Origin of the sequence: Lacticaseibacillus chiayiensis (assembly GCF_004123795.1) — a bacterium.
Lineage (GTDB): Bacteria > Bacillota > Bacilli > Lactobacillales > Lactobacillaceae > Lacticaseibacillus > Lacticaseibacillus chiayiensis.
This window is the reverse complement of the sequence record NZ_MSSM01000006.1, coordinates 40,717-64,522: the sequence shown is the minus strand read 5'-3', so window position 1 is coordinate 64,522 and position 23,806 is coordinate 40,717. Positions and strand designations below refer to the sequence as shown.

At 47.7% G+C, this 23,806-nt stretch carries 22 protein-coding genes; 19 read left to right on the top strand and 3 right to left on the bottom strand.

Annotated elements, in window-relative coordinates; translation table 11 throughout:
• The first annotated feature begins 60 nt into the window (after positions 1-60).
• From trpS to BVJ53_RS03715, 4 genes are all read left to right on the top strand, one after another.
• Positions 61-1,077 carry a tryptophan--tRNA ligase gene (trpS, locus tag BVJ53_RS03730; RefSeq protein ID WP_129301215.1) on the top strand — a complete coding sequence of 339 codons (1,017 nt, stop codon included), beginning with the start codon at positions 61-63 and terminating at the stop codon, positions 1,075-1,077.
• 138 nt (positions 1,078-1,215) lie between these two features.
• Positions 1,216-1,824, top strand: coding sequence for a LemA family protein (locus BVJ53_RS03725; RefSeq protein ID WP_129301214.1), 609 nt, complete (start codon positions 1,216-1,218; stop codon positions 1,822-1,824).
• An 8-nt stretch (positions 1,825-1,832) separates the two neighbouring features.
• The gene (locus BVJ53_RS03720) at positions 1,833-2,693 is read left to right on the top strand and encodes a TPM domain-containing protein (protein ID WP_129301213.1); all 861 of its coding nucleotides are present in this window, start codon (positions 1,833-1,835) and stop codon (positions 2,691-2,693) included.
• Positions 2,694-2,927: 234 nt separating this feature from the next.
• Entirely contained in the window at positions 2,928-4,283 is a 1,356-nt protein-coding gene (locus BVJ53_RS03715; protein ID WP_129301212.1) for an MATE family efflux transporter, read from the top strand.
• 79 nt (positions 4,284-4,362) lie between these two features.
• Here the strand turns inward: BVJ53_RS03715 and BVJ53_RS03710 are convergent, their stop codons facing one another.
• Entirely contained in the window at positions 4,363-4,869 is a 507-nt protein-coding gene (locus BVJ53_RS03710; protein WP_129301211.1) for a GNAT family N-acetyltransferase, read from the bottom strand.
• 25 nt (positions 4,870-4,894) lie between these two features.
• Complete coding sequence (locus tag BVJ53_RS03705; RefSeq protein WP_129301210.1) at positions 4,895-5,719, bottom strand: class I SAM-dependent methyltransferase; 825 nt, start codon at positions 5,717-5,719, stop codon at positions 4,895-4,897.
• Positions 5,720-6,169: 450 nt separating this feature from the next.
• Here BVJ53_RS03705 and BVJ53_RS03700 point away from each other — a divergent pair, with 450 nt between their 5' ends.
• The 7 genes from BVJ53_RS03700 to BVJ53_RS03670 all read left to right on the top strand — a co-directional run bounded on the left by BVJ53_RS03700 (position 6,170) and on the right by BVJ53_RS03670 (position 14,772).
• Positions 6,170-7,699: a Ppx/GppA phosphatase family protein gene (locus BVJ53_RS03700; RefSeq protein WP_129301209.1), complete on the top strand. Its 1,530-nt coding sequence runs from the start codon at positions 6,170-6,172 to the stop codon at positions 7,697-7,699.
• Complete coding sequence (locus tag BVJ53_RS03695; protein WP_129301208.1) at positions 7,696-9,861, top strand: RNA degradosome polyphosphate kinase; 2,166 nt, start codon at positions 7,696-7,698, stop codon at positions 9,859-9,861. Before BVJ53_RS03700 ends, BVJ53_RS03695 begins: the two co-directional genes overlap by 4 nt.
• Positions 9,858-10,799: an exopolyphosphatase gene (gene ppx, locus BVJ53_RS03690; RefSeq protein WP_129301207.1), complete on the top strand. Its 942-nt coding sequence runs from the start codon at positions 9,858-9,860 to the stop codon at positions 10,797-10,799. Before BVJ53_RS03695 ends, ppx begins: the two co-directional genes overlap by 4 nt.
• Before the next feature lie 92 nt (positions 10,800-10,891).
• Positions 10,892-11,875: a DUF1002 domain-containing protein gene (locus BVJ53_RS03685; RefSeq protein WP_129301206.1), complete on the top strand. Its 984-nt coding sequence runs from the start codon at positions 10,892-10,894 to the stop codon at positions 11,873-11,875.
• 34 nt (positions 11,876-11,909) lie between these two features.
• A complete protein-coding gene (locus BVJ53_RS03680) occupies positions 11,910-12,188 on the top strand; it encodes a hypothetical protein (protein WP_129301205.1) in 279 nt (92 codons plus the stop codon).
• Positions 12,189-12,397: 209 nt separating this feature from the next.
• Positions 12,398-13,369 (top strand): AEC family transporter, encoded by a 972-nt coding sequence (locus BVJ53_RS03675; RefSeq protein WP_129301204.1) that lies wholly within the window; start codon positions 12,398-12,400, stop codon positions 13,367-13,369.
• A gap of 26 nt (positions 13,370-13,395) precedes the next feature.
• Positions 13,396-14,772 (top strand): MmgE/PrpD family protein, encoded by a 1,377-nt coding sequence (locus BVJ53_RS03670; protein ID WP_129301203.1) that lies wholly within the window; start codon positions 13,396-13,398, stop codon positions 14,770-14,772.
• A gap of 253 nt (positions 14,773-15,025) precedes the next feature.
• Here the strand turns inward: BVJ53_RS03670 and BVJ53_RS03665 are convergent, their stop codons facing one another.
• A complete protein-coding gene (locus BVJ53_RS03665) occupies positions 15,026-15,535 on the bottom strand; it encodes a YbhB/YbcL family Raf kinase inhibitor-like protein (RefSeq protein ID WP_129301202.1) in 510 nt (169 codons plus the stop codon).
• A gap of 140 nt (positions 15,536-15,675) precedes the next feature.
• Between BVJ53_RS03665 and BVJ53_RS03660 the strand changes: the two genes are divergently transcribed.
• From BVJ53_RS03660 to metG, 8 genes are all read left to right on the top strand, one after another.
• Positions 15,676-16,605 (top strand): hypothetical protein, encoded by a 930-nt coding sequence (locus BVJ53_RS03660; RefSeq protein WP_129301201.1) that lies wholly within the window; start codon positions 15,676-15,678, stop codon positions 16,603-16,605.
• 336 nt (positions 16,606-16,941) lie between these two features.
• Positions 16,942-17,634, top strand: a complete 693-nt coding sequence (locus tag BVJ53_RS03650; RefSeq protein ID WP_129301199.1) for an NAD-dependent protein deacylase — start codon at positions 16,942-16,944, stop codon at positions 17,632-17,634.
• Between the two features lie 34 nt (positions 17,635-17,668).
• Complete coding sequence (locus BVJ53_RS03645; protein WP_129301198.1) at positions 17,669-18,265, top strand: TMEM175 family protein; 597 nt, start codon at positions 17,669-17,671, stop codon at positions 18,263-18,265.
• A gap of 88 nt (positions 18,266-18,353) precedes the next feature.
• Positions 18,354-19,259: a lactate/malate family dehydrogenase gene (locus BVJ53_RS03640; protein ID WP_129301197.1), complete on the top strand. Its 906-nt coding sequence runs from the start codon at positions 18,354-18,356 to the stop codon at positions 19,257-19,259.
• 98 nt (positions 19,260-19,357) lie between these two features.
• Complete coding sequence (locus BVJ53_RS03635) at positions 19,358-19,837, top strand: NUDIX hydrolase (protein WP_129301196.1); 480 nt, start codon at positions 19,358-19,360, stop codon at positions 19,835-19,837.
• A complete protein-coding gene (locus tag BVJ53_RS03630) occupies positions 19,830-20,642 on the top strand; it encodes a DUF72 domain-containing protein (protein ID WP_129301195.1) in 813 nt (270 codons plus the stop codon). Before BVJ53_RS03635 ends, BVJ53_RS03630 begins: the two co-directional genes overlap by 8 nt.
• Before the next feature lie 144 nt (positions 20,643-20,786).
• On the top strand, positions 20,787-21,665 hold the full coding sequence (gene pepI / locus BVJ53_RS03625; RefSeq protein WP_129301194.1) for a proline iminopeptidase: 879 nt from the start codon (positions 20,787-20,789) through the stop codon (positions 21,663-21,665).
• 102 nt (positions 21,666-21,767) lie between these two features.
• The gene (metG, locus tag BVJ53_RS03620) at positions 21,768-23,750 is read left to right on the top strand and encodes a methionine--tRNA ligase (RefSeq protein WP_129301193.1); all 1,983 of its coding nucleotides are present in this window, start codon (positions 21,768-21,770) and stop codon (positions 23,748-23,750) included.
• Positions 23,751-23,806 lie beyond the last annotated feature (56 nt).

Sequence of the window (23,806 nt, the reverse complement as noted above, 5' to 3'; positions counted from 1 at the left end):
ACGTTCTCCGGCTCCTAACCGCGCCAGGTCACGCTCATTTAATTCAAGGAGGTAGCTAGTATGGTAAAAAAAGTGATTTTAACTGGTGATCGACCAACAGGACGGTTGCATATTGGTCATTACATTGGTTCATTGAAGAATCGAGTTGAGCTGCAGAACTCAGGTGATTACGAAACTTTTGTGATGATTGCGGATACGCAGGCATTGACCGACAACGCAAATGATCCGGAGAAAATCCGGCATTCGTTGTTGGAAGTGGCGCTAGACTATCTGGCTGTCGGGATTGATCCTGACAAAACAACGATTTTGATCCAGAGCCAGATTCCAGCACTTTTTGAGTTGACGGCGTACTATCTCGACTTGGTGACCGTCAATCGCTTGGAACGCAATCCGACCGTGAAGTCTGAAATTAAGCAAAAGGCTTTTGGTGATAGTGTTCCAGCCGGTTTTTTCATTTATCCGGTCAGCCAAGCAGCTGATATCACGGCGTTCAAGGCGACAACCGTTCCGGTCGGGGATGACCAGGAACCGATGCTGGAACAAACCCGCGAAATCGTGCGGACTTTTAATCGTACTTATCACAAAGATGTGTTAGTCGAACCAGAAGGCTATTTCCCACCAAAGGGGTTAGGCCGACTTCCTGGCATCGATGGCAATGCCAAAATGAGTAAGAGTCTCAACAATGGTATCTATCTGGCTGATGATGCAGACACCGTTAAGAAGAAGATCATGTCGATGTATACCGACCCCAACCACATTCATGTCGAAGATCCGGGCAAGGTCGAAGGCAATGTCGTGTTTACTTATCTAGACATTTTTGATCCGGATAAAGCACAGGTTGCCAAGTTGAAAGAGCAGTATCAACATGGTGGCTTAGGGGATGTCAATATTAAACGCTACCTGATCGATGTTATGGAGGCCGTGCTTGAACCGATTCGCACACGGCGGGCTCGTTACGCGGAGGATATGGGTGCGGTTGCGGAAATGCTCAAACAGGGTTCGGCTAAGGCCAATGTGGTTGCCAATCAAACCTTGCAGGAAGTTCGTGATGCCATTGGGTTTAACTACTTTAAGTAACAGATCCGTCTTTAGCCGGATGTTGATTGGTACCGGCATGGTAAAATAAAAAGGAAGTGAAAAACTTGATTACGGACGCGAATTGGCCTAGCAACGTTTTTTTTTGCTGCTGAGGTGCGTCCCAGAGGAGAATTGATGATGAAAACGAAACGACTAAGTCCAGTTGCAGTTACAAGTATTGTGCTCGGCGTGATTGTGGCCATCTGCCTGATTTTTGGGATTGGCACGTATAACTCATTAGCAAAGCAGAATCAGGCGGTTGAGGCACAATGGAGCCAAGTTGAAAATGTCATGCAGCGGCGTGCGGATTTGGTGCCTAACCTGGTGAATGCCGTTAAGGGCCAGATGGGTCAGGAACAAAAGGTCTTCGGTGAGATTGCCGAAGCCCGCAAGTCCTATGCAAACGCGAACACAACAACTGGCAAGGCTAAGGCTGACGATCAGTTGAACAAGAGCGTAGGTACCTTAATTAACGTTATCAAGGAAAACTATCCGAGTTTGCAAAGCAGTAACCAGGTGAACACGTTGATGACACAGCTTGAAGGCAGTGAGAACCGGATTTCGGTTGAACGGAAACGCTATATTGACAAAGTACGTGATTACAATCAAAGCGTGGTGACGTTCCCGAAGAACATTTTTGCCAGTATGATGGGCTTGGGTAAGAAGGATACCTTCAAAGCCACCCCGTCAGCCCAGACAGTGCCAAGCGTTGACTTTTCAAGTAATAGCTCCAGTACCGGGAAGTAGGTGGCGCCATGCGCAGGCATTTAGCGTGGTTATTAGCCGCGCTGACAGGCTTGCTGCTGTTTGCCGGTGCAGCTCATCCGGTGGCAGCGGCTGAGAATCTGCCGGCACGACCGACTGACCATTATTACCTGGATCAGGGCCATTATCTTGACGATGAAACCAAGCAATTAGTTGATCAAAAGAATCGCTACTACCAGGGGACAAAGCAGCAGCCGCAAATTGCAGTCGCTGCTTTAAAGTCCACCCACGGCGATCCGCTGTCAGACTATGCCCCGGATTTGTTTCAAAAGTGGGGCATTGGCAAAAAGGGCACTGATAATGGTGTCCTGATTCTGTATGCCGACAATAATGGCAAACAGAATCTGCGGATCGAAGTGGGTTATGGCCTTGAAGGTGATTTGCCGGATGCCTTGGCTGGGCAGATTCTTGACAGCAATCTGAAGTCGATTAAGTCACATAACAAGGCAGATTTAAACCGAGCGTTGCGTAAGGTGTTTAATGCCGTTGCGACTGTGATTGATAAGAAATATAAATTTCCAAAAGACCAGAACACAGTATCCGATGACACCATGAATCAATACCGCAGCACAGGCCACAATCAAGGTGGCAGCCTCTTGGGAAAAATTATTTTAATCTTCCTGGCGGTTGTTGTCGTTGCGCTTATCTTTGGCGGCCGTGGCGGTGGTGGCCGCGGAGGTCGCCGCCGCGATGGCGATAGCGGCTTCTGGCTGTGGCTGATCATCGACGCCTTGCTCTCTGCAGGCCGAAGAGGCGGCGGAGGCGGGTTCGGCGGTGGTTTTGGCGGCGGATCCGGAGGCGGCTCAAGCTGGGGCGGCGGCAGCTCCGGTGGTGGCGGCGCCGACGTTTGATTGCAAATATATTTCATTTACCAGACAGTTATTCAGCTGTCTGGTTTTTTGTGCTATGGTGGAAAAATTGTTGAGCGCGAACCGGCGCGCTTAGGAGTCGGAGTGTAAGTGGACATTGCGACCAAGGTCCTTACACGCAGACTCCTGCGCCGGTGAGCGCGTTATGGGAGTAAGAAAGAAGCTTAGCCTTTCCCCACCCGCAGTCACACAAACACAAAAATTTTGGAGGTTAATATGCGCAATTTAACAATTGGCAAACCATTGAAACTGATCGTGTTGTTTACGATCCCACTGTTAATCGGGAATCTTTTTCAACAGCTTTACAGTTTTATGGATGCGCTGATTGTTGGCCGAACGATTGGCAAAGATGCTTTGGCAGCTGTCGGTGCAACATCTAGTATTGTTTTTTTAATTATCGGCTTTGCCCAAGGAACAACGGCAGGATTGTCGATCTTAACGGCGCAAGCTTATGGTGCCCATGATTATCGGCGGGTGCGGCGGAGTTTTGGGACGAGTGTTTGGATTACGCTTGGTATTTCCTTGATCCTGACTGTCGGCGCGGTGAGCATGACGCGACCATTGCTTGCGCTGATGCAGACGCCACCGGACATCATGGACGATTCGATTGCCTTTGTGCGGGTCATTTACTTTGGCATTATTGCGTCGATGGCGTTCAACTTGTTGAGCAATATGTTACGGGCACTGGGTGATTCGCGAACGCCACTGATCTTCCTGATTATTGCGACCATTATCAATATTGCATTGGACTTTTGGTTCATTCTTGGTTTTCATTCCGGGGTTGCCGGTGCCGGTTACGCAACCGTCAGTGCCCAAGTCATTGCGGCACTTCTTTGCTGGGTGTATATCCGCATGAGAATTCCGTTGTTAGTCATCCGACGCAGTGACCTACGAATCGATTGGCGGGATATTTTGCGCCATCTAAAAGTGGGCCTGCCGATGGGCTTTCAAATGTCCATCATTGCTATTGGGGCGGTGATTTTACAGGTCATGCTCAACACGCTTGGCACCAACGCGGTCGCGGCGTACACGGCGGCCGGACGGATTGACCAGCTGGCGACGTTGCCTTCTTCTTCGTTCGGGGTAGCCATGGCCACGTTTGCGGCACAGAATCTTGGTGCAAAAGCTTATGGTCGTATCCGTCGCGGAGTTTACCAGACGCTGGTTGTCAATGTCGGCTTGTCATTGGTGCTAGGAGCCTTGATTATTTTCTTCAGTAAACCACTCGTCAACTTATTCCTTGGTCCGAATCAGCCAGCGGTTACGGCTTTGGCCCAGACGTATTTCCATTACAATGCCAGCATGTATTGGTTGTTAGCGATTCTGTTCACGATTCGCAATTTGCTGCAAGGATTGGGCCAGACTTTGGTACCGACCGTTGCGGGCTTCTTCGAACTCGGCATGCGGGCGTTTGCGGCCATTTTCCTAGTGGTGCCTTTCGGCTTTGCCGGCGCGTCCGCCGCCAACCCTTTGGCATGGTTCGGCAGCGTGCTAGTACTGGTCAGTTCCTATGTCCGCACTATGCGGCGTATTAGGCAGCAGGAAGACACCCTTGCCGGTGAGCAAGAGTGAGTTACTGCTATTCACGGGTTACAAAAAAACAGACAAATGAGTTTCGCAAATACTGCGGCTGAGACTCATTTGTCTGTTTCTATTTACTGGCCGATATTACAAAATGCTTACCATAAACCTCCAGATCTGCGTGGCCTTCTGGCAAAGTCGCGATGGCCGGTAAGTGGCCCCACTGGTCGTAGCCAAATTTCTGAAATAAATGGCGGCTTGTCTGGTTGTGACCAAAGATGCGGGCGATGACGGTGGTCAGGCCGTGGGCAGGGGCCTCGTGATCAACGAAGGCCAGTGCGGCGCTGCCGACGTGATGACCACGGGCAGCTCGATCGAGATACAAACTGATCTCGGCTGTTTGGTCATACGCCGCGCGGTCGCTGTAAGCCGAGAGTGTCAGCCAGCCAACTGTTTCGTGGTGGTTTTGGATCACCCACGCCGGGAAATGGTCGTTGTGCGCGGCGAACCACGCGGATTTTTGCGCAACGGTTTGTGGCTGTAAATCCGCAGTTGCCTCATGGGTAGGGATCGTTTCGTTATAAATGGCGACTATTTTAGGCAAGTCGGCGGCAGTTGCCGGTACAAATTCGATCATCGTTCATCATCAGCTTTCTTGGCGGTTAAAACGTGATGCGGCCGGTAAAAGTTGGCAGAGTAGCGGTGCCATTGTGTTGCATCGCTTCCAGTTGCGGCTTCACACGATCACGTAAATCGGTACTTAACTTCAACTCTGTCAGCAAAGCGTTGGTGGTTGCGATTTCCCAGCGAGCATCATCCAAATCCGGGTCTTCGATCAGTTGGCCTGCCGTATAGGTCCAGGTATGGTCATGTGCCATTTGGGTCAAAGTGTCCGGCGTGATCAGGGTGCGGATGTTAGCAACATCACTAGGAGCGATTGCATAAAGCAGTCCTTGGATCATAGCTGCCTGCAGATGACCGATTTGATTAAGCGCAGTAGGCTGCAGTGACCATTCCGCAACATCCACAAAATCGCCAATCGTCCGCAAGTTGTTTAAGAGCAGCGCCAATGCATTGGCGGACTCAAAGTACCAAAGACTGTGAGCCATGACGATTCGGTCAAAATGTTGATCGGCAAGTGAGCCAAGTCCGTTTGTGAGGTTGGTATTGAAATGTACCGTTAAGCGTTTGGCTAATGGACCATTAAATAAGTGATCCCATGCTTGGCCCAATGTCAGTGGTGCTCCGTACTCGCGCGGCGCAATATCAATGCCGGTGACATGGCCGCCGGGGCCGACACGATCGGCCAAAACTGTGCTCAAGTCACCTTGACCACAGCCGATTTCGAGAATGTTTTCATCGGGTTGAACCTGCCACGTGTCGGCAATGGCGATGCGGTGGGCGGTTTGTCGACGCTGGATAGCATAACTATCAGCAGTAGGCGCGAGTGCCATAAGTTTGGTGATGTCATCAAGGTGATTCTTCATGATTGACTTCCTTTTCGCAAGATTAAAGACGCGTGTTTCAGTAAGATTGATTGTAGCTGAGACGGAAGGCCGCCAAAGTCGGTTTTCCCTGAATGACCAGCATCGAGCACGATCCAAAGTGAGACTTCTTTTAGCTTTGTTTCATGCTGGCCTAAGATTATCACAAAAATTTTGGGGATAGCGTAAAAAGCGCTCTTTTTTTCGGAAATGGGGTCCGCTGTGACTCATATTGGTCCAGTCTCCATATGATAGCTAAATAATTGGAAGAAGTTGTGAATCCGTGCGAAATTCGGCGAAGTATCACCCAAATTTTTGGTAAACTTAAATTGGATCGGTGAGTCGGTCAATACGGCTTGACTAAAAACTCATGCAACCAAAATGAGCCGTGCTATCATGACATTAGATGCATCAAACGGCTTGGGGAAACTAGAAAGAATGGACGGAACGGACATGGCAAACAATATACAGGGATTCGCGATGATCGGGGCACAATCCATCGTTTTCAGCATCACCAATTTACGGACACTCAAAACAATTGAACGCGGTAAATATCCAGTTGCCATCGGGGATGATTTTTATGCTGAACATGAAATTCTCCCGGAAACCGTTGATACCATTGTTCAGGCTTTTGATGCGATCAATCAGATTTTTAACGACTATGGGGTAACAACGGTCAATGTTTATGCCAGTACCAGTTGGGCTGAAGCGGATAATGCCGAATTTGTTCGGGACCAGCTTTATACCCGTACCGGTTGGCTGATCCGAACAACCTCGTTATCGGAAGAGGCGTTTTTCCGGACCCAAGCCATTATGGTCAAATTTCCGCAATTTGCCGAGATTACCCAAAAAGGCACGGTGTTAATTGACATCAGTTCTGGCTCAGTCGAATTGACAACGTTTTGTCAAGGCACGTTTGGCTTTTCCCGGAATTTGTCGTTAGGACCGTTGCGAGTCTATGAAATCATGAGTGATGTGCAGCGTTCGGTGACTAACTATGTTGAAGTCATGCGGGATTATATTGATAGCCGCTTACTGGATTTCATGCGTTTGCTGCCGCATGGGGTTGAATACACCAACATGATTTTGATGGGCAGCAGTTTATCGATTTTTCAGAATTTGATCCCTGAAGGCAAGCGGCAGGTTGAAACCGATCGGCCGGGATTTGACATGCTTTACGATGAAGTAACGAAAGCATCCGACCAGTACCTGGCAGATACTTATGATTTGACTTCAAACCAAACGTCACTGGTGCTGCCAACGGTTTTGCTCGTATATCGTCTGATCGAGACACTGAATAGTCAATCAATCTGGATTTCCGATCTCAAGGCGATCGATGGGCTTGAAGTTCATGCGGCCCATGCTGGTGGGTTTAAAAAGCTCGGATTCGATCCAGATGAAGAAATTGTCATCAGTGCCAATAACTTAGCCAAGCGTTATCGAGTTGATGACAAACATATGCAGGCGACGCGGACCTTTGCGTTGCAATTATTTGATCGGCTTAAAAAGCTGCACGGGATGGGTAAGCGTGAACGTTTGTTGCTGGAAGTGGCGGCGACAGTGAGCGATATTGGCGGTTATATTGAAACCCACAAGCATTATGCCCACTCGAACTATATCATTATGGCCTCGGAAATCATGGGTTTAAACGAGTTGGAAGTGACAATGGTGGCGACGATTACCCGTTTCCACAGCTCGATAACGCCACAGTCAGACTTGAAGAATTTTCCGACCATGTCAACCGAAAATCGCTTGGTTGTTGCTAAATTGTCTGCGATTTTGCGCGTAGCCGACAGTCTTGACGCTTCTCGCCAACAAAAAATCCAACAAATGCGTGTCTCGCTTAAGTCGGATAAAGTGGTGTTGTCAGCCAAAGTGAACGATGATATTGAGCTAGAACGATGGACCTTAGCACGTAAAGGAAAATTTTTCTCAGAAGTTTTCGGGGTAGGACTTGAGTTGAAAGGACGAAATATGCTATGAAAAAGCTTGATTTTTCTAAACCACGCTATTTTAACAACCGCGAGCTAAGTTGGCTTGCGTTTAACGATCGTGTGTTGGAAGAAGCGCGGGATAAAAATAATCCGCTGCTCGAGCGTGTCCGGTTTTTGGGCATTACCCAAAGCAATCTGGACGAGTTTTTCAACATTCGCGTCGCATCCTTAAAGAAAATGGTGACAGTTAATTACGATAAACCGGATGCAGCCGGTATGAAGCCGCAAGAACAACTCGATGCCATTTCCAAGACGGCACATGCCATGGTTGAAAAGCAATACAATACGTTGGTCCGATCGTTGACGCCAAAATTGACGGCAGTGGATATCCAGTTGTTGCATGCTGACGAATTAAATCAAAAGCAACGGGACTTTGTGTCAGACTATTTTCACTATGAACTTTATCCGGTTCTGACGCCGATGGGAGTCGATCCGACCAGACCCTTCCCATTTCTCGGCAACAATAGTTTGAACCTAGCGATTCGCTTGGTTCGGCCAGAAGATAGCGAAGATAATAAGTCACGTTCGTTTGCGATGGTTCAGGTGCCAGATGTGTTCCCGCGCGTTTTGCGGCTACCCGGTGGCGATAACGTATTTATTTTACTCGAAGAAGTTATTCGGATGTTTGTCGGCGAGTTGTTCGTCGGCGCTGATATCAAGGAAACCAGCACGTTCCGCGTGACTCGCGATATGGATATGGACGTGGCTGAAGAAGATGCTTCGGATCTGATGAAAGAGATTCAGTCACAACTCAAAAAGCGTCAGCGCGGCAAGGTAATGCGGCTGGAAATCGAAGCGGGCATGGGCAAGCATTTGCGGAAGCGATTAACGAAGGCGATGAATGTCAAAGATGAGGACATTTATGAAATTCATGGGCCGATCGATCTGAATTTTCTCAGTAAACTGGTGAAACAGGTTCACGGCCACAAAGAGCTTTTGTTTAAACCGTTCACACCTTATATGGATCCGGCTTTTGAGCGCGAATCGATCTTTGACGTTGTCAAGGAACGGGATGTGTTCATGCAGCATCCTTATGACAGTTTCCAGCCGGTCATTGATTTTATCCGTGAAGCTGCCCAGGATCCGCAAGTCTTAGCGGTGAAAATGACGCTGTATCGCGTGTCGAGCAAATCACCGATTATCCGTTACCTAAAGAAAGCCGCTGAAAATGGCAAACAGGTCACTGTCTTGGTAGAATTGAAAGCTCGTTTTGACGAAGAAAACAATGTTCACTGGGCGCAAGAACTTGAACACGCCGGCTGTCACGTCATTTATGGCTTAGTTGGTCTCAAAACCCATTGTAAACTGGCCTTTGTCGTGCGGCGCGAAGAAGAAGGGATCAAGCGCTACATGCACATGGCGACCGGAAATTACAACGATGTCACCGCTCGGCTTTATACTGATATGGGATTATTTACCTGCAATAACGAAATCGGTGAAGATGCTTCGAACATTTTCAACATGTTGTCAGGTTTTTCGGAACCACCGTATTTCCACAAACTGGTGATCGCGCCGCTTGGCATTTGTGACTATTTGATGGATCGGATCGACGAAGAAATTACCGCTGCCAAAGCCGGTCGCAAAGCCCTGATTCAGATGAAAATGAATTCGTTGTCCGATACCGCCATGATCGAGAAGCTTTATGAAGCTTCGCACGCTGGCGTCGAGATTCATTTGCTGGTTCGCGGCATTTGCAATCTGAAGGTCGGTATTCCCGGCGTTTCGGATAACATCACCGTGCATTCGATTGTCGGCCAGTTACTGGAACATAGCCGGATTTACTACTTTTATGCTGATGGTCAGGAAAATGTCTATCTTTCCTCGGCTGACTTGATGAATCGTAATTTAAGCCGACGCGTCGAACTGCTTTTTCCGATTTTGCAAGATGATATTCGCGAACGCATCATTAAGATTTTCAGCATTATGTGGGCCGATAACGTCAAAACCCGCGTTCTCCAGCCGGATAGCACTTGGACGCGTGTGCAATTGCGCGGCGTGACCAAGCTTAATGCACAAGCCTATTTCATTAAACACGCAGTTGCCATGGGCGAAGCATTGCGCCGTGAAGAAATCGATCAGGCACCTGAAGATTTGCACGCGACGCACACGTTTACTCCCATGACAGCACCAAAGGAGGATGATGATGCATGACGCATCACTTCGCAGTAATTGACCTTGGCAGTAACTCTGCCCGCATGACGATCTGGTCGATTGATCAGGACGTCGTGAAACCGGTCAAGCGACTCAAGGAAATGGTGCGCTTGTCTGAAGACATGGGGACATCGCGAACCCTTCAGCCAGCAGCCATGGATCGAACATTAAAGGCATTACAAGGGTTCAAAGCCGAACTGGATAAGTATGAAGATATTTCTTTAAAAGCTGTTGCCACGGCGGCGGTTCGCCAAGCCAAGAATCAAAAGGCTTTTCTTAAACGAGTCAAAAACGAAGTCGGGTTAACGATTAGCGTGATTCCCGGAACCCGCGAAGCCGAGTATGACTTCTTAGGGGTCATCAATACGCTGCCGATTCAAAATGCTTTAATTATGGATACCGGTGGCGCGTCAACGGAACTGGTACTGGTTCAGAATCGCAAGCTCCAGCATCTGGTATCGATTCCATTCGGCTCGGTCAACCTTTCCGAACGCTTTTTAAGTCCGGATGTCATTTCGGCGGCGGAATATTTTTCCTTAAGTACGTTCATTCACCAAACCTTCAACAGTGTGTGGTGGTTGCGGCGGGCCCAGAATTTGCCGATTGTGGCACTGGGTGGCAGTAACCGAACTTTGGCTAAAATCGAACGCCGCAAAGAAAAGCTGGCGGACTTTGAGGCCATTCATGGCTACCGGATGCCAACCCAACAAGCAAACAGTATCTTTAAAGAAATTCTGAGCTCTGATCTGACAACGCGAGAAGCCATTCCCGGATTAGCGAAGTATCGTGCTGACATTATTGTAGGTGGCTTAGTGCCGGTGATTTCCATGATTCGGTATCTTGATTCCGATCGGCTGACCTTTTCCCAATGTGGGCTGCGAGAAGGCGCGCTTTATGATCACCTTAATAGTCGAGCAGTAGAACAGCGGGAACATTAATTAATCATTGCTTAAAAAGCAGGCTGATATACTGACGGCATGCGCGCAAACAACGATAATGAAAGTACCAATCTAAAGGATGGTTTTGAGCTATGAAAAAATTGATCAAATGGCTGGGGTTGGCTGCAGCCGGTTTGGCATTACTAACTACAGCGCCACGAGTGGTCCGGGCGGATACTTGGTCACAACCGGTTGCCACGCTCGGCGCTTCGTTGACGAGCGACCAAAAAAGCGGCACGCTCAGCACGTTGCAAAATGCTGCAGGTGTTTCCGACGCCAGTCAGCTGACGGTCAATGGCGCAACCTTAGTGAAGTATCTCAATCCTTCAGGAAGCTCGTTTACCGAGAACTCTGGCGTCTGGTCCAGTGCGTTGGTGCAAAAAACCAATAATGGCGGCATTAATGTCACCATTGTGCCGTATAACGGGACGAATAACATTACCACCATTACGGCTGATCAATATCGCAATGCTGCATTAACTGCCGGCGTCAGCAACGCCAACCTCTATATCACCAGTGCCGTCAAAATCGATGGCTCCGGTGCATTGGCTGGTGTCTATGCGGCGTTTGCCCAAAATGGCGATAACCTCAATCATCAACAAATCAATGCTGCTCAGCAAGAAGTCAACACACTCAGTTCGATTACCCAAGCCAACAAAGACAAAGACGGATACTCGGACAAGCAGTTGAACAATGCTGTGGCCGGTGCTAAGCAACAGATGGCGACTCAAAGTAACAATGGCCAGCAAACGTTGTCTCAAAATCAAATTGGCAACATCGTAGACAGCCAGCTTAAGCAAAATAATTTAACGAATGTGATCAACAACAACCAGCGTCAACTGATTATTAACTTGTTGGTGAACGTGCAAAAAGCCGGGTCGCTAAAGAATACTGATTTTAAGGCGCAAGCAGGGAAATTGGCTAATTCGATTCAGAATTCGGCTAAGGGATTGTTTGATAAGCTGAACAAAAGCCTAAACACAGAAGAAAACCGGAATTTTCTGCAGAAAATCTGGGATGGCATTGTTAATTTCTTTAACGGTCTTGGCCAGTGGGTTCAAAATCTACTGCACTAATGGCAGTAAGGCAAGTTAAAAGCGAGGCGGTAGCATGTTTCCTAATATTTTAGTCAGCGATGCAACCGGGCAAAACAGTCACACGCTAACAGGTGCGATTACCATTGGTGCCATTGTGGCAGTGATTATCATCTTATTTTTGGTGATTAAGTTACTGGGAGCGATTTTGCGGCATCCGTTCATCAGCTTGTTGCTATTTGCCCTCGGCGGCTTTGCCATTTTCAAATTTGCACTAGCCGGTATCATTGGTATCGGGGCACTGGCTGCGGTCGGTGCCGGTATATTATGGATGAACACTGGTGACGGCGGTTAAAATGCTTTTTGTTACCGACTTGTTTTGCTAGTCAGTAACAAAAAACCTATAGCGGATGAGTGTTGCATTCAAAAATTCGTCATCGGCGGTAATCAGCAGATGGATGGTAGGCACTTTTGAGCATGCTAAGAAAATCGCCGTGAGAAAGTGTACTTACACAGCTGCACCCATTCCTAGGAGTGATAAGACCAAATGGAGGCAAATCCAAAATGAGCTCATTAACGCAATCTTTAGTGATTGTCATACCAATCTTGTTTGTTTTGACACTCGGCTTTTTGGCTGAACGAACGCATGCCTTTGGTGCCAAGACGCGACCGATTCCCATCATTAATGAAATGGTGCTAAACTTCGCATTGCCAGCTTCGTTATTTGTCGGAACCGTTAAAGTATCTAAAACTGGGCTCGAAAAAGAGTTCGTATTGTTCGTTGCTCTTTTGTTGACCCTGTTGATTGGTTATGGGATTGGCTTTGCGGTTGCCAAGTTGATTTTCAAGCAAAATGTGATTGCTTCAGCGATTGCGGCTTTGGGCGTCAGTTTTTCGGCGGGCCCTTTTTTTGGACCCGCCGTACTTGGAAAAATTTATGGTGCGGAAAAAAGTGGCGTTGCTATTAGCTTGATTTCGCTTGTCTTAAATGTTGTTATTATTCCTTTAACGACAACAGTTATAAAGATCGAACTTCAAAGAAAAACGACACAGCACATTTCAGTTGGTAAGTTAGTCGGCAACTCGGTCTTTCAAGCGATTTTCAAGACGCCTTACGTCTGGGCGCCTTTGCTAGGCATCATTCTGGTTTTCTTGGATTTTAAAATCCCGGTCGTCGCATCAGCTTCACTCAATCTAATTGGTGAAACAACGACTGGTGTTGCGGTTTTTGTGGCTGGTATGACCATTGCGAATAACAAGTTTCAAATCAATAGCGTGACACTGATCTTAACAATACTCAAAAATGTCGGCCTTCCAATCCTATTTCTAGGAGTCGCATTTTTGCTTCGAATAGTCCCGGGATCGATGTTCTTTAATCAAGGCTTATTGCTTGCAGCTTTACCAACAGGACCGATGATGGTTCTATTAGCGACACGCTACAAAGAATTTCAGAAAGAGGCCTCTTCAATCTTGGTACTTTCAACCATTGGAATGTTAATAACGGTCACAGGCTTGATATTGATATTGCATATTTAAGGGAGAGTTAAGGGGATCTGATTAAGATGACAAAAACAAAAGTTGAACAAATTGCTGACTATGCTTTACGTGCTCGTTATGAAGATTTATCTGCGGCTTCAAAAAAGCAAATCCCGATACATATCCTTGATTCGCTAGGCTGTCAGATTGCCGCGCTAGGAGCCACCCCTATTGATGTGTGTCGCCGCCAGACTAGAGAATTTGGTGGTGGCGGTCATGTACCCCTGATTGCTGGCGGTTACTCCAATCCTGTTTATGCCGCTTTTTGGCACACGGCATTGGTTCGTTATGTTGACGCAATGGATAACATTATGGCGCCGACAGAAACTGCTCACACGGCTGATAATTTTGGCGGTGTGCTAACTGCTGCAGAAATTGCCGATGCTAGTGGTAAGGACTTAATGCTTGCGGTTGCGGTCAGTTGGTCAATTCAATCGCTTCTGGTTGAAAAGGCTAATTTCATGTCGAAGGGTTTTGACCATACCGCACAGTTGGCATATTCAATCCCTGCAGCTGCGGGAAAGTTAATGGGATGGGATGCGTCCACAATTGCTAATGCGATTGCCATGGCAGTGGCGAGTGATGCGTCGTTTGCAGGCATTCGGTCAAAGCCGTTGTCAGAGTGGAAAGGTCTAGCTTCGGCGCAATCGGCTTTGGGTGCTTTTAATGCGATGTATTTAGCTCAAGGAGGTATCCAAGGTCCGTTGACGATTATTGAAGGTCAGCAAGGCGTTGAGCATCTTTTGGGCAGGACGATTGACATCAACTGGGAAACGGAGGGGTATGATTGGGTACCGCAAAGTACAATCAAAAAGTTCATTGCGATGATTCATACACAGGCGCCAATTGAATGTCTGCTAGAGCTCATTGATCAGTATCATATTCAAGCATCCGATATTGTTTCAATTTTTGCTGATGTCCCGCAAATGACCTATGATTTTTCAGGCGGCGGCTTATATGGTAATGCAATGGGAGATGTGACCACCAAAGAACAAGCAGATCACTCGCTTCCTTATCTTTTGGCAGTTGCGGCATTAGATGGACAGGTGATGCAACCGCAATTTCGACCGGAACGTATTACGCGTGACGATGTACAGAATTTGATGAAAAAAGTCAGCGTTGAGCCGAATGCAGATTTCACCAAACGGTACCCAAAGGACTTTTGTTCAAAAATCACAATTAAAACTAAAGACGGACAGACTAAGGTTCACGAAGTTAAAGATTATCCAGGCATGCCGAGCCATCCATTTACGTGGCAGGATGCCGTTGATAAGTTTGATCGTTTGACGGCTGGCCATCTAACAGAGGAGCAAGCAGAAAAGATCAAGCAGATTGTTAAAAATCTTGAACATGAAAAGACGCGTGACCTGTTCGCTGTTTTAGCAGCCATTGACTATCACTAAACTATTAGAACGATGCAGTGGTGCAGTAAGCTTGGTCTTCAGTACGAAGTCGGCTCATAATATCAAAGCCAAACTAAAAGACTCTGAAATTCCACATCATGCGATGCAGAATCTCAAAGTCTTTTTTGATGCAGAGAAACAACGAAAAATCTAAAATTATACAACTCGCTTGTAGTTATTTGAAGCAATGCGTCACGAGTCAGCCTTAGCTTCTGGGTTAAGCGATTGTTTGCCTGCTATTGGTAAACGTGAATTAAACCCGTGATGGTAAATCAATTTCCGCCTTAGCCAAAATGTGGCCTTTCATGGCGTGACGAGCTTCATTTAACCAAAATCCCGGTTTCAGCGGCAGTTCGGTATCTAAAGCAAAGACAATCAGCGTATAGTCGTGATCCTTGTCCGGCGGTCTTGGCCCCGTATAACCTTGTTGAGTGAAAGGATCAGCATTGCCTATATAATTACCTGCAGTGGCGTTTTTACCTTCGATCATCGGGATCTGATCGCTGTGACTCGCACCAACCGGGATCGATGTGACATTGGCAGGAATGTTCGCCACATTCCAGTGAATCCAAGGCAGTCCGCCGACCGGAACCGCGTCATAATCAAGGAGCCAAAGTGCGAAACTGACAGTGTCTTCCGGAGCATCTTCAATCGTAAATGGAAAACTCGTGATCGGATAGCCATTTTTGACATCTGCCCCGGTAGCATACTTGCCATAACGATCGGCCAGCATCCCATTGACAAGTGGAACGGATAGTTTCATTTGAATTTCCTCCCTTTTACCGCTACCTTTATGATAGTAGATTGAAATTACGAAAGCCAATTTTGAATTAAAAAGATTTTTATTGCCACAAGAAAATCAAGCAGACCGAATTGAGCCATGACAAGGAGTTTTGAATAAGCATGCAAAAAGATGTGCAGGCATTACTTGATGAAGTGAAAAGTCACTACGATCACCCGCTGGAGGTGGTGGTCAGTGGTGAAGCAAGCGGTGTGTTGACCCATGATCAAAGTCATCAGCGACTGAAAAAAGATGGTACGCTAGAGGTGGTCGTGACCGATACAACGGACGTGGCGTATACATTAAGTCACGAACTGCTTCATTTATTGTTTCAAATGAAAGGCTATCCGCAACTGCAATTTCATTTGCTGAGCGGCGATCCGCAAGTGGATGACCAGCTCTATGCCACCAGTACGGCATTGTTTAACGCTGCAGTGCATATGCTGGTAGTTGCTTGGCAGCGCGAACATGGCTTGCTGACAGACGAAGTAGTTGCACAAGTCCTGGCAGGCTTCAAGCAGAATGTGCCAGCCGAAGCTGACGATCAGTTGATCATTTACCGAATCCTGTCGTTGCTGGATCTTTTGGGCTTTTTAGACGGACAGCTACCTGATGAGCTGGTAAGCGCGTATCCGCAAGCATTACCATATGCTCAAGAGCTATTTGGTTTGCTAGATGAACAGAAACTTGTCTCGCCGTTTGGATTGCGCCGAGCGATTGTCCATTTGTTCCAGCGATTCGATGCCCAAATTGAAAAGTTGGGTTATCAACCGACCAACGATCATGAATTTACTACAGTGACGCCGGTTTTATCCAAACGACAGTTGCGGCTCACACTCGATCAGGTTTACCTTGTTAAGCACAGCAGCTATCGCAATCGAGACACGAAACAGCCTGCGTATGTGGCGATGGGGCGCAGCGATGACCAGAACGCATTCGTCTTACCACTGTCAGAAAAAGAAACAACGCCAGACGCCTTTCAACAGCTGTATCAACAGCCACTAAATGACATTCTGGCGCAGTACCGTTTAGATTTTAGCATCCGTCAATGATGACCAAAATTAATGAAAAAGCCATTGGTTACGGATTGAATACCAAGCATGATAACTTGGTAGAAGACGAAAAGAAAGAAAACAAGGACAAGAATCATGAACAGATAACTAAAAAAATGTGACCACCGAAAGGACTTCATGACATCCGGACTCCCTTCTACAATGTTTCTTATATAAATAATATTACACCTTTTTGGGGCATGATGACGAGTTTGATGTCAAAGTAGCTGCGACGCCGACTTTATGCTGCGAGCTGGTTAAGAATTTTGCGTCATGATGTGATTGATCTGTTGTTCAGGAATGTTGTTTTGCTCAGTGTGCTAGGAGATGGAATTGATGTTTGATTTGCAAACAGCTATTAACCAGGCCAAACGGGTTACATTTATGACTGGGGCAGGCGTTTCGACAGCTTCTGGGGTTCCGGATTATCGTTCAAAAGGCGGTTTGTATGCTGATAAGGTTGATCCAGAGTATGCTTTATCGATTGATAATCTACAAACCCACCACAAGAATTTTCACAAGTTTGTTGTCGCCAATATGTATTATCCTGACGCCAAACCGAACGTCATTCATGAAAAGATGGCGGCCATTACGAACGAAAAAGGAACGATTGTGACCCAAAATGTGGACGGACTCGACCGCAAAGCTGGGGCTAAACATGTGGTTGAATTTCACGGCAATCTTTATCGGATTTACTGTCAAATCTGTCGCAAACACTTCGACTACCAGACGTATTTAAAAAGCGACCTGCACGCAGAAGATGGCGGTATTTTACGACCAGATATTGTTTTATATGGCGAGCCGATCAATCCGGATACAGTCAGCGCGGCAATCAATGCCATTGCGCAGGCAGACTTGCTGATTGTAGTGGGAACAAGCTTTGTCGTGTACCCATTTGCCGGCTTAATCGGCTATGCGCAACCGAATGCGACGATTGTGGCCGTCAACCGCGAGCGGATTGCTTTGCCAGAAGGTGCACAAATGGTGTTGGAAGATGCGGTTGATGTTTTCGCCAAGCTGCACGTCTAATCAATGACAACAGTGACGAAAAGGGGATGTGACGGTGAGTAAAGGACGGCTCGAGGCATTTACCGATGCGGTCATCGCGATTATTTTAACGATCCTGGTGTTGGAATTGAATCCGCCTCACAGCGGTTCGCTTGCATCGCTTTGGGCGTTACGAGGAAGGTTCGGAATTTATTTAGCGTCGTTTTTGACGCTGATTGTTTATTGGAACAATCACCATCATCTGTTTCAGCTGGTGAAACGCATTGACTGGCGCGTTATGTGGACAAATTCGTTTTTCATGCTGGCGATTTCCATGTTCCCGTTTGCAACCAGTTGGGTCGGTGAAGGACATGTCGACGCATTCGGACCGGAGCTGATTTATGGCTTTGTTGTGTTTATGGCGAATGTTAGTTATCTTCTCTTGGTGTTCACATTGCGGCATGTCAACGGCCCGACATCGGCGTTGGTGAAGCTATACGGCCATCAGCATGACTGGAAAGCGGTTGGTTCGATTGTCATGGCATTTGTCGCGATGATTTTGGCTTTGCTTTGGCCGCCATTAACGATCATACTGGACTTGTTAATGTTATTGTTGTGGGCGATTCCGGATCAACGCGTCGAACGGCATTTGTTGCGCGATCCAAGAGAGTGAGCTTGAGCCGGTGCGTTTAGGCTCCAAGGTCCTTACACGTAGATTTCTGCGCCGGGGAACGCGTTATGATGAAAGGAGACTTGTTAATATGGCAAGAACGATTGGTATCATTGGGATTGGACATGTCGGTGTGACGACAGCGTTCAATCTGGTTAGCAAAGGCGTTGCAGACAAACTGGTGTTAATTGACCAGAAAACCGAATTGGCTGAAGGCGAAAGTTATGATTTGAAAGATGCATTAGGCGGGTTGCCGACGTACACCGAGATTGTGGTCAACGACTATGATGCGTTGAAAGATGCTGACGTGGTGATTTCTGCAGTCGGCAATATCGGTGCTATTTCAAATGGTGACCGGATTGGCGAAACAAAAACATCCAAGGTAGCATTGGACGATGTGGCGCCGAAGTTAAAAGCGTCCGGCTTCCACGGCGTTTTGCTGGATATTACCAACCCATGTGATGCCGTTACCAGTTACTGGCAGTATTTACTTGATTTACCGAAGTCACAGATTATCGGTACTGGTACATCATTGGATACTTATCGGATGCGGCGTGCGGTTGCGGAGACGCTGCATGTGAATGTTGCGGATGTACGTGGGTATAACATGGGCGAACATGGCGAGTCTCAGTTCACGGCGTGGTCGACGGTTCGCGTCAATAACGAACCGATCGCGGAATATGCCAAGGTGGATTATGATCAGTTGGCTGATGCGGCGCGGGCTGGCGGTTGGAAGATTTACAATGCGAAACACTACACTAGTTATGGCATTGCAACCATTGCGACCGAAATGACTCAAGCCATCATCAGTGATGCCAAGCGGATTTTCCCATGCGCCAATTACGATCCTGAATTTGGTATTGCGATCGGCCATCCCGCAACGATCGGCAAGCTCGGCGTTGTCAACACGCCGGAATTGAAATTGACCGATGACGAACGGGCGAAGTATGTCCATTCAGCAGGCATCATCAAGGATACGTTTAAAAAAATGAAATAACGTATTTCGATAGCAAGACCGAAGTTTAAAAAGACGCCGTTTCGGCGCCTTTTTGCTTCAAGCGCGTCAATTGGATCATTTTTGAAAAGGGGATGCACATGGTCAAGAAATATACATTGGTGACTGTCGAGACGCCAACGGGATGGCTGTTGATAAACCGCACGAATCCCCCTTATCGCGGTATGTGGAATACACTCGGTGGTAAATTCTTGCCTGATGAGACGCCTGCTGTCTGTGCTGCGCGTGAGTTGCAAGAAGAAAGCCACATTATTATTCCGGCGCACGAATTGCGCGGTGCCGGACGGATTTTCTGGCACGTCAACGGTGAACTTCGCGGTGAGCTTTACGCCTTTCTTGGGAAAACGTCTGACCGGCTTCAGATGCCGCAAGCTACCCGTGAAGGTATTTTGGCGACCTTTTCCAAGGATTGGCTGCTGGCGGATAATCCTGGGTTGGTACCGGATTTACAGCCGTTGTTGCGCTATGCTTTGAATGGTGAAAAGCACGATTATGCGTCATATTTTACCGGTGATGTTCTACAGAAATTTCAGATCGCGGACGGTGAACAGCATGATTAACGTTGGTTTAACCAGTGTAGCCGATCATCCTAGTATTGCAGCAAATGGTAAGCGCAGTACCTTTGCGGATTATGCGCAGTATTTTCCGGTGATTGAGCTAGACACGACTTTCTATGGTTTAAAAACGGTGGACCAGATTCGGCGGTGGCAGGCGCAGGTGCCGGCGAGCTTTCAGTTTATTGTGAAGGCCAGTAAGCTGATGACCAAACACGAAGCCACGCAGGATTTGGTTGCAGAGTTTTCGCGGTTTAATGACATGGTGGCGCCGTTGGTTGACGCACATCAGCTACAGGCAGTGTTATGCCAGTTTCCGCCTTATTTTGGCGTGACAGCGGAAAATGTCCGGTATCTTCAAAATCTCAATCAGTGGCTGCCGGATTTGCCGGTGGCGGTTGAGTTTCGGCATGCCAGTTGGTATTTGTCGGCGTATCGCGATGCCACAATCAGCTTGTTGCAGGCGGCTGGCGACATTCATGTGGTCGTGGACGAGGCCCAGACTGTGGGTGGTTCTGTGCCGCTGGTGCCGATTGCGACGAATCCGGAGCTGACGATTTTGCGTCTGCACGGTCGGAACCAGGCATGGGGCAAAAGTGGTGCCAAAACCACGGAGCGAACGAATTATCGCTATAGTCAAGAAGAGTTGCAGCAGTTTGCTACCATTGTGCACCATTTGAAAAGTAAAAATGTGACCGTTATTTTCAACAACAACGGCGGACATGACGCTGCCGCAAATGCTCAAGCGTTCATTGACATGCTGGGGTTGGATTTTCCCGGATTGGCGCCACGACAGTTGGATTTATTTTAAGACTAGCCTGAGATCACCGGATTCGGTCTGACAGTCTGGCGGTGGTGTAGTACAATCACGTTGAGTACACTGTTTTCACCAGAAAAGCTCAGCAGTTTTTAATGACTGAACCTGGCGCTTAATGGTTTCGAAAGGCGGATTGCTATGAAGATTAAAGAAGGCTACATGCCGTTTCATGAGTACAAAACGTATTATCGGATTGTAGGCGAACCCAATGCGGACAAGGCACCATTGTTGTTGATTCATGGCGGTCCGGGGTCGTCGCATAATTATTTTGAGCTCATGGACGATTATGCCGAGACTGGGCGGCAATTGATCATGTATGATCAAGTCGGTTGCGGTAAGTCCTCGCTGCCAGAGGATCCGGCGGTTTACGTCAAAGAAACATGGGCTGAAGAACTCATCGCGCTGCGCAAATATTTGCACTTGGACGAAATTCACATGCTGGGCCAGTCTTGGGGCGGTATGTTGGAGATGTACTATCTGACGAGCTTTGACCCGCAAGGCATTAAGAGTGTCATGATTGACGGCTCTCCATCTTCGATTAAGCTGTGGGTGCAGGAGCAGCACCGGCTGATTAAGTATCTGAGTTATGAAGACAGGGAAGCGATTGCTGAGGCTGAACGAACCGGTGATTTTAACAACGTCAAGTATCTGGCTGCCAATGATCGGTACATGGAAAAGTATTGCTGGGACGATCCTGACGAGAATTCGCCTGAACCGCTGCGCCGCCCAACTAACGGCAAGCGTGCCAGCCTGATTGCGGAAGGCCCGAATGAGTTTACCGAAAACGGGACGATTAGCGACTTTGATGTTACCGATCAGCTGCACAAGATTCACGTCCCGGTTTTAGTCACCAGCGGCACGGATGATCTTTGCACGCCACTGATTGCGAAAACGGTGGTTGATCATATTCCGGGCGCCAAGTGGCATCTGTTTGCGAATAGTCGGCATTTGGCGCTGCTGGATCAGCATGACGAGTTTATCGATGTGCTGGATCATTGGCTGGCGGCGAATGATTGATGGTGCTTGTGAGCCAGCCACTTATTCGCCATTTTTGAGCAAGTCTGCTCATACTCTGTTATACTGGACTCATTCTGAATTAAAGTACGGGGGGCACCATGCATGGCAAGCAAACCAACTTTTTATGTGACGACACCGATTTATTATCCATCTGGCAAACTACATATCGGCAATGCGTATACCACGATTGCGGCAGACGTTTTGGCGCGTTATAAGCGATTGATGGGTTATGATGTTTTCTTCCTCACCGGGACAGATGAGCATGGCCTCAAGATTGAACAAAAAGCCGATAAGCTGGGTGTGACACCGCAAGCTTATGTCGATGGCATGGCGGCGCAGATCAAACAGTTGTGGAAAACGCTGGAAATTACCAACGACAAGTTTATTCGGACAACGGATAAAGCCCACGTCGAAGCTGTTCAGACCATTGTTGAACGACTCATTAAACAAGGCGATGTTTATCTTGGCGAGTATACAGGCTGGTATTCGGTGGAAGATGAAGAGTACTTCACCGAATCACAATTGTCTGAAGTTTATCGGGATAAAGACGGCAAAGTTGTCGGTGGGAAGGCACCATCTGGCCACGAAGTTCAGCTGGTTCATGAACCGAGCTACTTCTTTAAAATGAGCAAATACACGGATCGCCTGTTGAAGTATTATGACGAGCATCCTGATTTTGTGCAGCCAGCTTCGCGTAAAACGGAAATGATCAACAACTTCATTAAGCCGGGACTTGAAGATCTGGCGATGAGCCGTACAAGTTTTAACTGGGGCGTTCAGATCCCGTCTGATCCGAAGCACGTGGTTTATGTGTGGGTTGATGCCTTGCTGAACTATATCACCGCACTCGGTTACGGCAGCAATGACCACGCCTTGTTTGACAAATATTGGCCGGCTAATGTTCAGCTGATTGGTAAGGAAATCGTTCGCTTCCATATCATTTACTGGCCGATCATTTTGATGGCGCTGGGTCTGCCATTGCCGAAGAAAATTTATGCCCATGGCTGGCTCGTGATGCGCGACGGTAAAATGAGCAAGTCAAAAGGCAATGCCGTTTACCCGGATATGATTGTGGAACGTTACGGCTTGGATGCTTTGCGGTATTACCTGATGCGGGCAATCCCATTCGGCAATGATGGCTTGTTCACGCCTGAAGATTTCATTGACCGCATCAACTATGATTTGGCCAATGATCTCGGCAATTTGCTGAATCGGACGATCGCGATGATCAATAAGTATGAAGATGGCATTTTGCCAGCTTTCAAATCGGATGTGACGCCATTTGACCATGAACTTGGCGAGGTAGCCGAAACGGCGTTGACCGAATATCACAAGTTGATGGACGAATTGCGCTTTTCCGATGCGTTGGATCAGGTTTGGAAGATCGTTTCCCGAGCTAACAAGTACATCGACGAAACCGAACCATGGAAATTGGCCAAGGATCCTGCCAAAAAGGACCAACTTGATTCCGTCATGGCGCACCTGGCCGAAAGCCTACGTTTGATTGCGTTACTGATTCAACCGGTCATGACCCATGCGCCACTGCAGATTTTTGGTCAATTGGGCTTAGACCACGAAAACGATGACCATAAAGTCGTTAAGTGGGGCGCACTGCCGGCCGGTGCCAAAGTGGTTGAACAAGGCACACCGATCTTCCCACGGCTTGATGCTGAAGAAGAAGTTGCCTATATCAAGGGCCAGATGACCCCAGGAACGGCTAAAGCAGCTGTGGACGAAAAGACGCGCAAGTCGGAAATCGAGTTCAAACAATTCGACAAGAGTGAAATCCGAGTTGCGGAAATCCTCGACGTCGAACCGGTCAAGGGTGCGGACAAGCTGTTGAAGTTTACCCTCGATGCCGGCGATAAAGGGACGCGTCAAATCCTGTCAGGCATTCGTGAATTCTACCCTGATTACGAAAAGCTGAAGGGCAAGAAGGTGATGGCAGTGGTGAACCTGAAGCCGCGGAAGATGAAAGGCGAGATTTCCGAGGGGATGTTGCTATCAGCCGAGAGTTTGGATGGCAAGAAGATTACCTTGCTGGAAGTTTCGGAGAATCTGCAAAACGGCAGCTTGGTTGGCTAAATAAAGTAAATTAAAAAGGGCACGCGGCAAATTTTTGTCGGTGCCCTTTTTGAATG

Bases quoted from the DNA above. Each gene is read 5' to 3' on its own strand.
- trpS (WP_129301215.1), top strand. From the start codon at position 61: ATGGTAAAAAAAGTGATTTTAACTGGTGATCGACCAACAGGACGGTTG.
- BVJ53_RS03725 (WP_129301214.1), top strand. From the start codon at position 1,216: ATGAAAACGAAACGACTAAGTCCAGTTGCAGTTACAAGTATTGTGCTC.
- BVJ53_RS03720 (WP_129301213.1), top strand. From the start codon at position 1,833: ATGCGCAGGCATTTAGCGTGGTTATTAGCCGCGCTGACAGGCTTGCTG.
- BVJ53_RS03715 (WP_129301212.1), top strand. From the start codon at position 2,928: ATGCGCAATTTAACAATTGGCAAACCATTGAAACTGATCGTGTTGTTT.
- BVJ53_RS03710 (WP_129301211.1), bottom strand. From the start codon at position 4,869: ATGATCGAATTTGTACCGGCAACTGCCGCCGACTTGCCTAAAATAGTC.
- BVJ53_RS03705 (WP_129301210.1), bottom strand. From the start codon at position 5,719: ATGAAGAATCACCTTGATGACATCACCAAACTTATGGCACTCGCGCCT.
- BVJ53_RS03700 (WP_129301209.1), top strand. From the start codon at position 6,170: ATGGCAAACAATATACAGGGATTCGCGATGATCGGGGCACAATCCATC.
- BVJ53_RS03695 (WP_129301208.1), top strand. From the start codon at position 7,696: ATGAAAAAGCTTGATTTTTCTAAACCACGCTATTTTAACAACCGCGAG.
- ppx (WP_129301207.1), top strand. From the start codon at position 9,858: ATGACGCATCACTTCGCAGTAATTGACCTTGGCAGTAACTCTGCCCGC.
- BVJ53_RS03685 (WP_129301206.1), top strand. From the start codon at position 10,892: ATGAAAAAATTGATCAAATGGCTGGGGTTGGCTGCAGCCGGTTTGGCA.
- BVJ53_RS03680 (WP_129301205.1), top strand. From the start codon at position 11,910: ATGTTTCCTAATATTTTAGTCAGCGATGCAACCGGGCAAAACAGTCAC.
- BVJ53_RS03675 (WP_129301204.1), top strand. From the start codon at position 12,398: ATGAGCTCATTAACGCAATCTTTAGTGATTGTCATACCAATCTTGTTT.
- BVJ53_RS03670 (WP_129301203.1), top strand. From the start codon at position 13,396: ATGACAAAAACAAAAGTTGAACAAATTGCTGACTATGCTTTACGTGCT.
- BVJ53_RS03665 (WP_129301202.1), bottom strand. From the start codon at position 15,535: ATGAAACTATCCGTTCCACTTGTCAATGGGATGCTGGCCGATCGTTAT.
- BVJ53_RS03660 (WP_129301201.1), top strand. From the start codon at position 15,676: ATGCAAAAAGATGTGCAGGCATTACTTGATGAAGTGAAAAGTCACTAC.
- BVJ53_RS03650 (WP_129301199.1), top strand. From the start codon at position 16,942: ATGTTTGATTTGCAAACAGCTATTAACCAGGCCAAACGGGTTACATTT.
- BVJ53_RS03640 (WP_129301197.1), top strand. From the start codon at position 18,354: ATGGCAAGAACGATTGGTATCATTGGGATTGGACATGTCGGTGTGACG.
- BVJ53_RS03635 (WP_129301196.1), top strand. From the start codon at position 19,358: ATGGTCAAGAAATATACATTGGTGACTGTCGAGACGCCAACGGGATGG.
- BVJ53_RS03630 (WP_129301195.1), top strand. From the start codon at position 19,830: ATGATTAACGTTGGTTTAACCAGTGTAGCCGATCATCCTAGTATTGCA.
- pepI (WP_129301194.1), top strand. From the start codon at position 20,787: ATGAAGATTAAAGAAGGCTACATGCCGTTTCATGAGTACAAAACGTAT.
- metG (WP_129301193.1), top strand. From the start codon at position 21,768: ATGGCAAGCAAACCAACTTTTTATGTGACGACACCGATTTATTATCCA.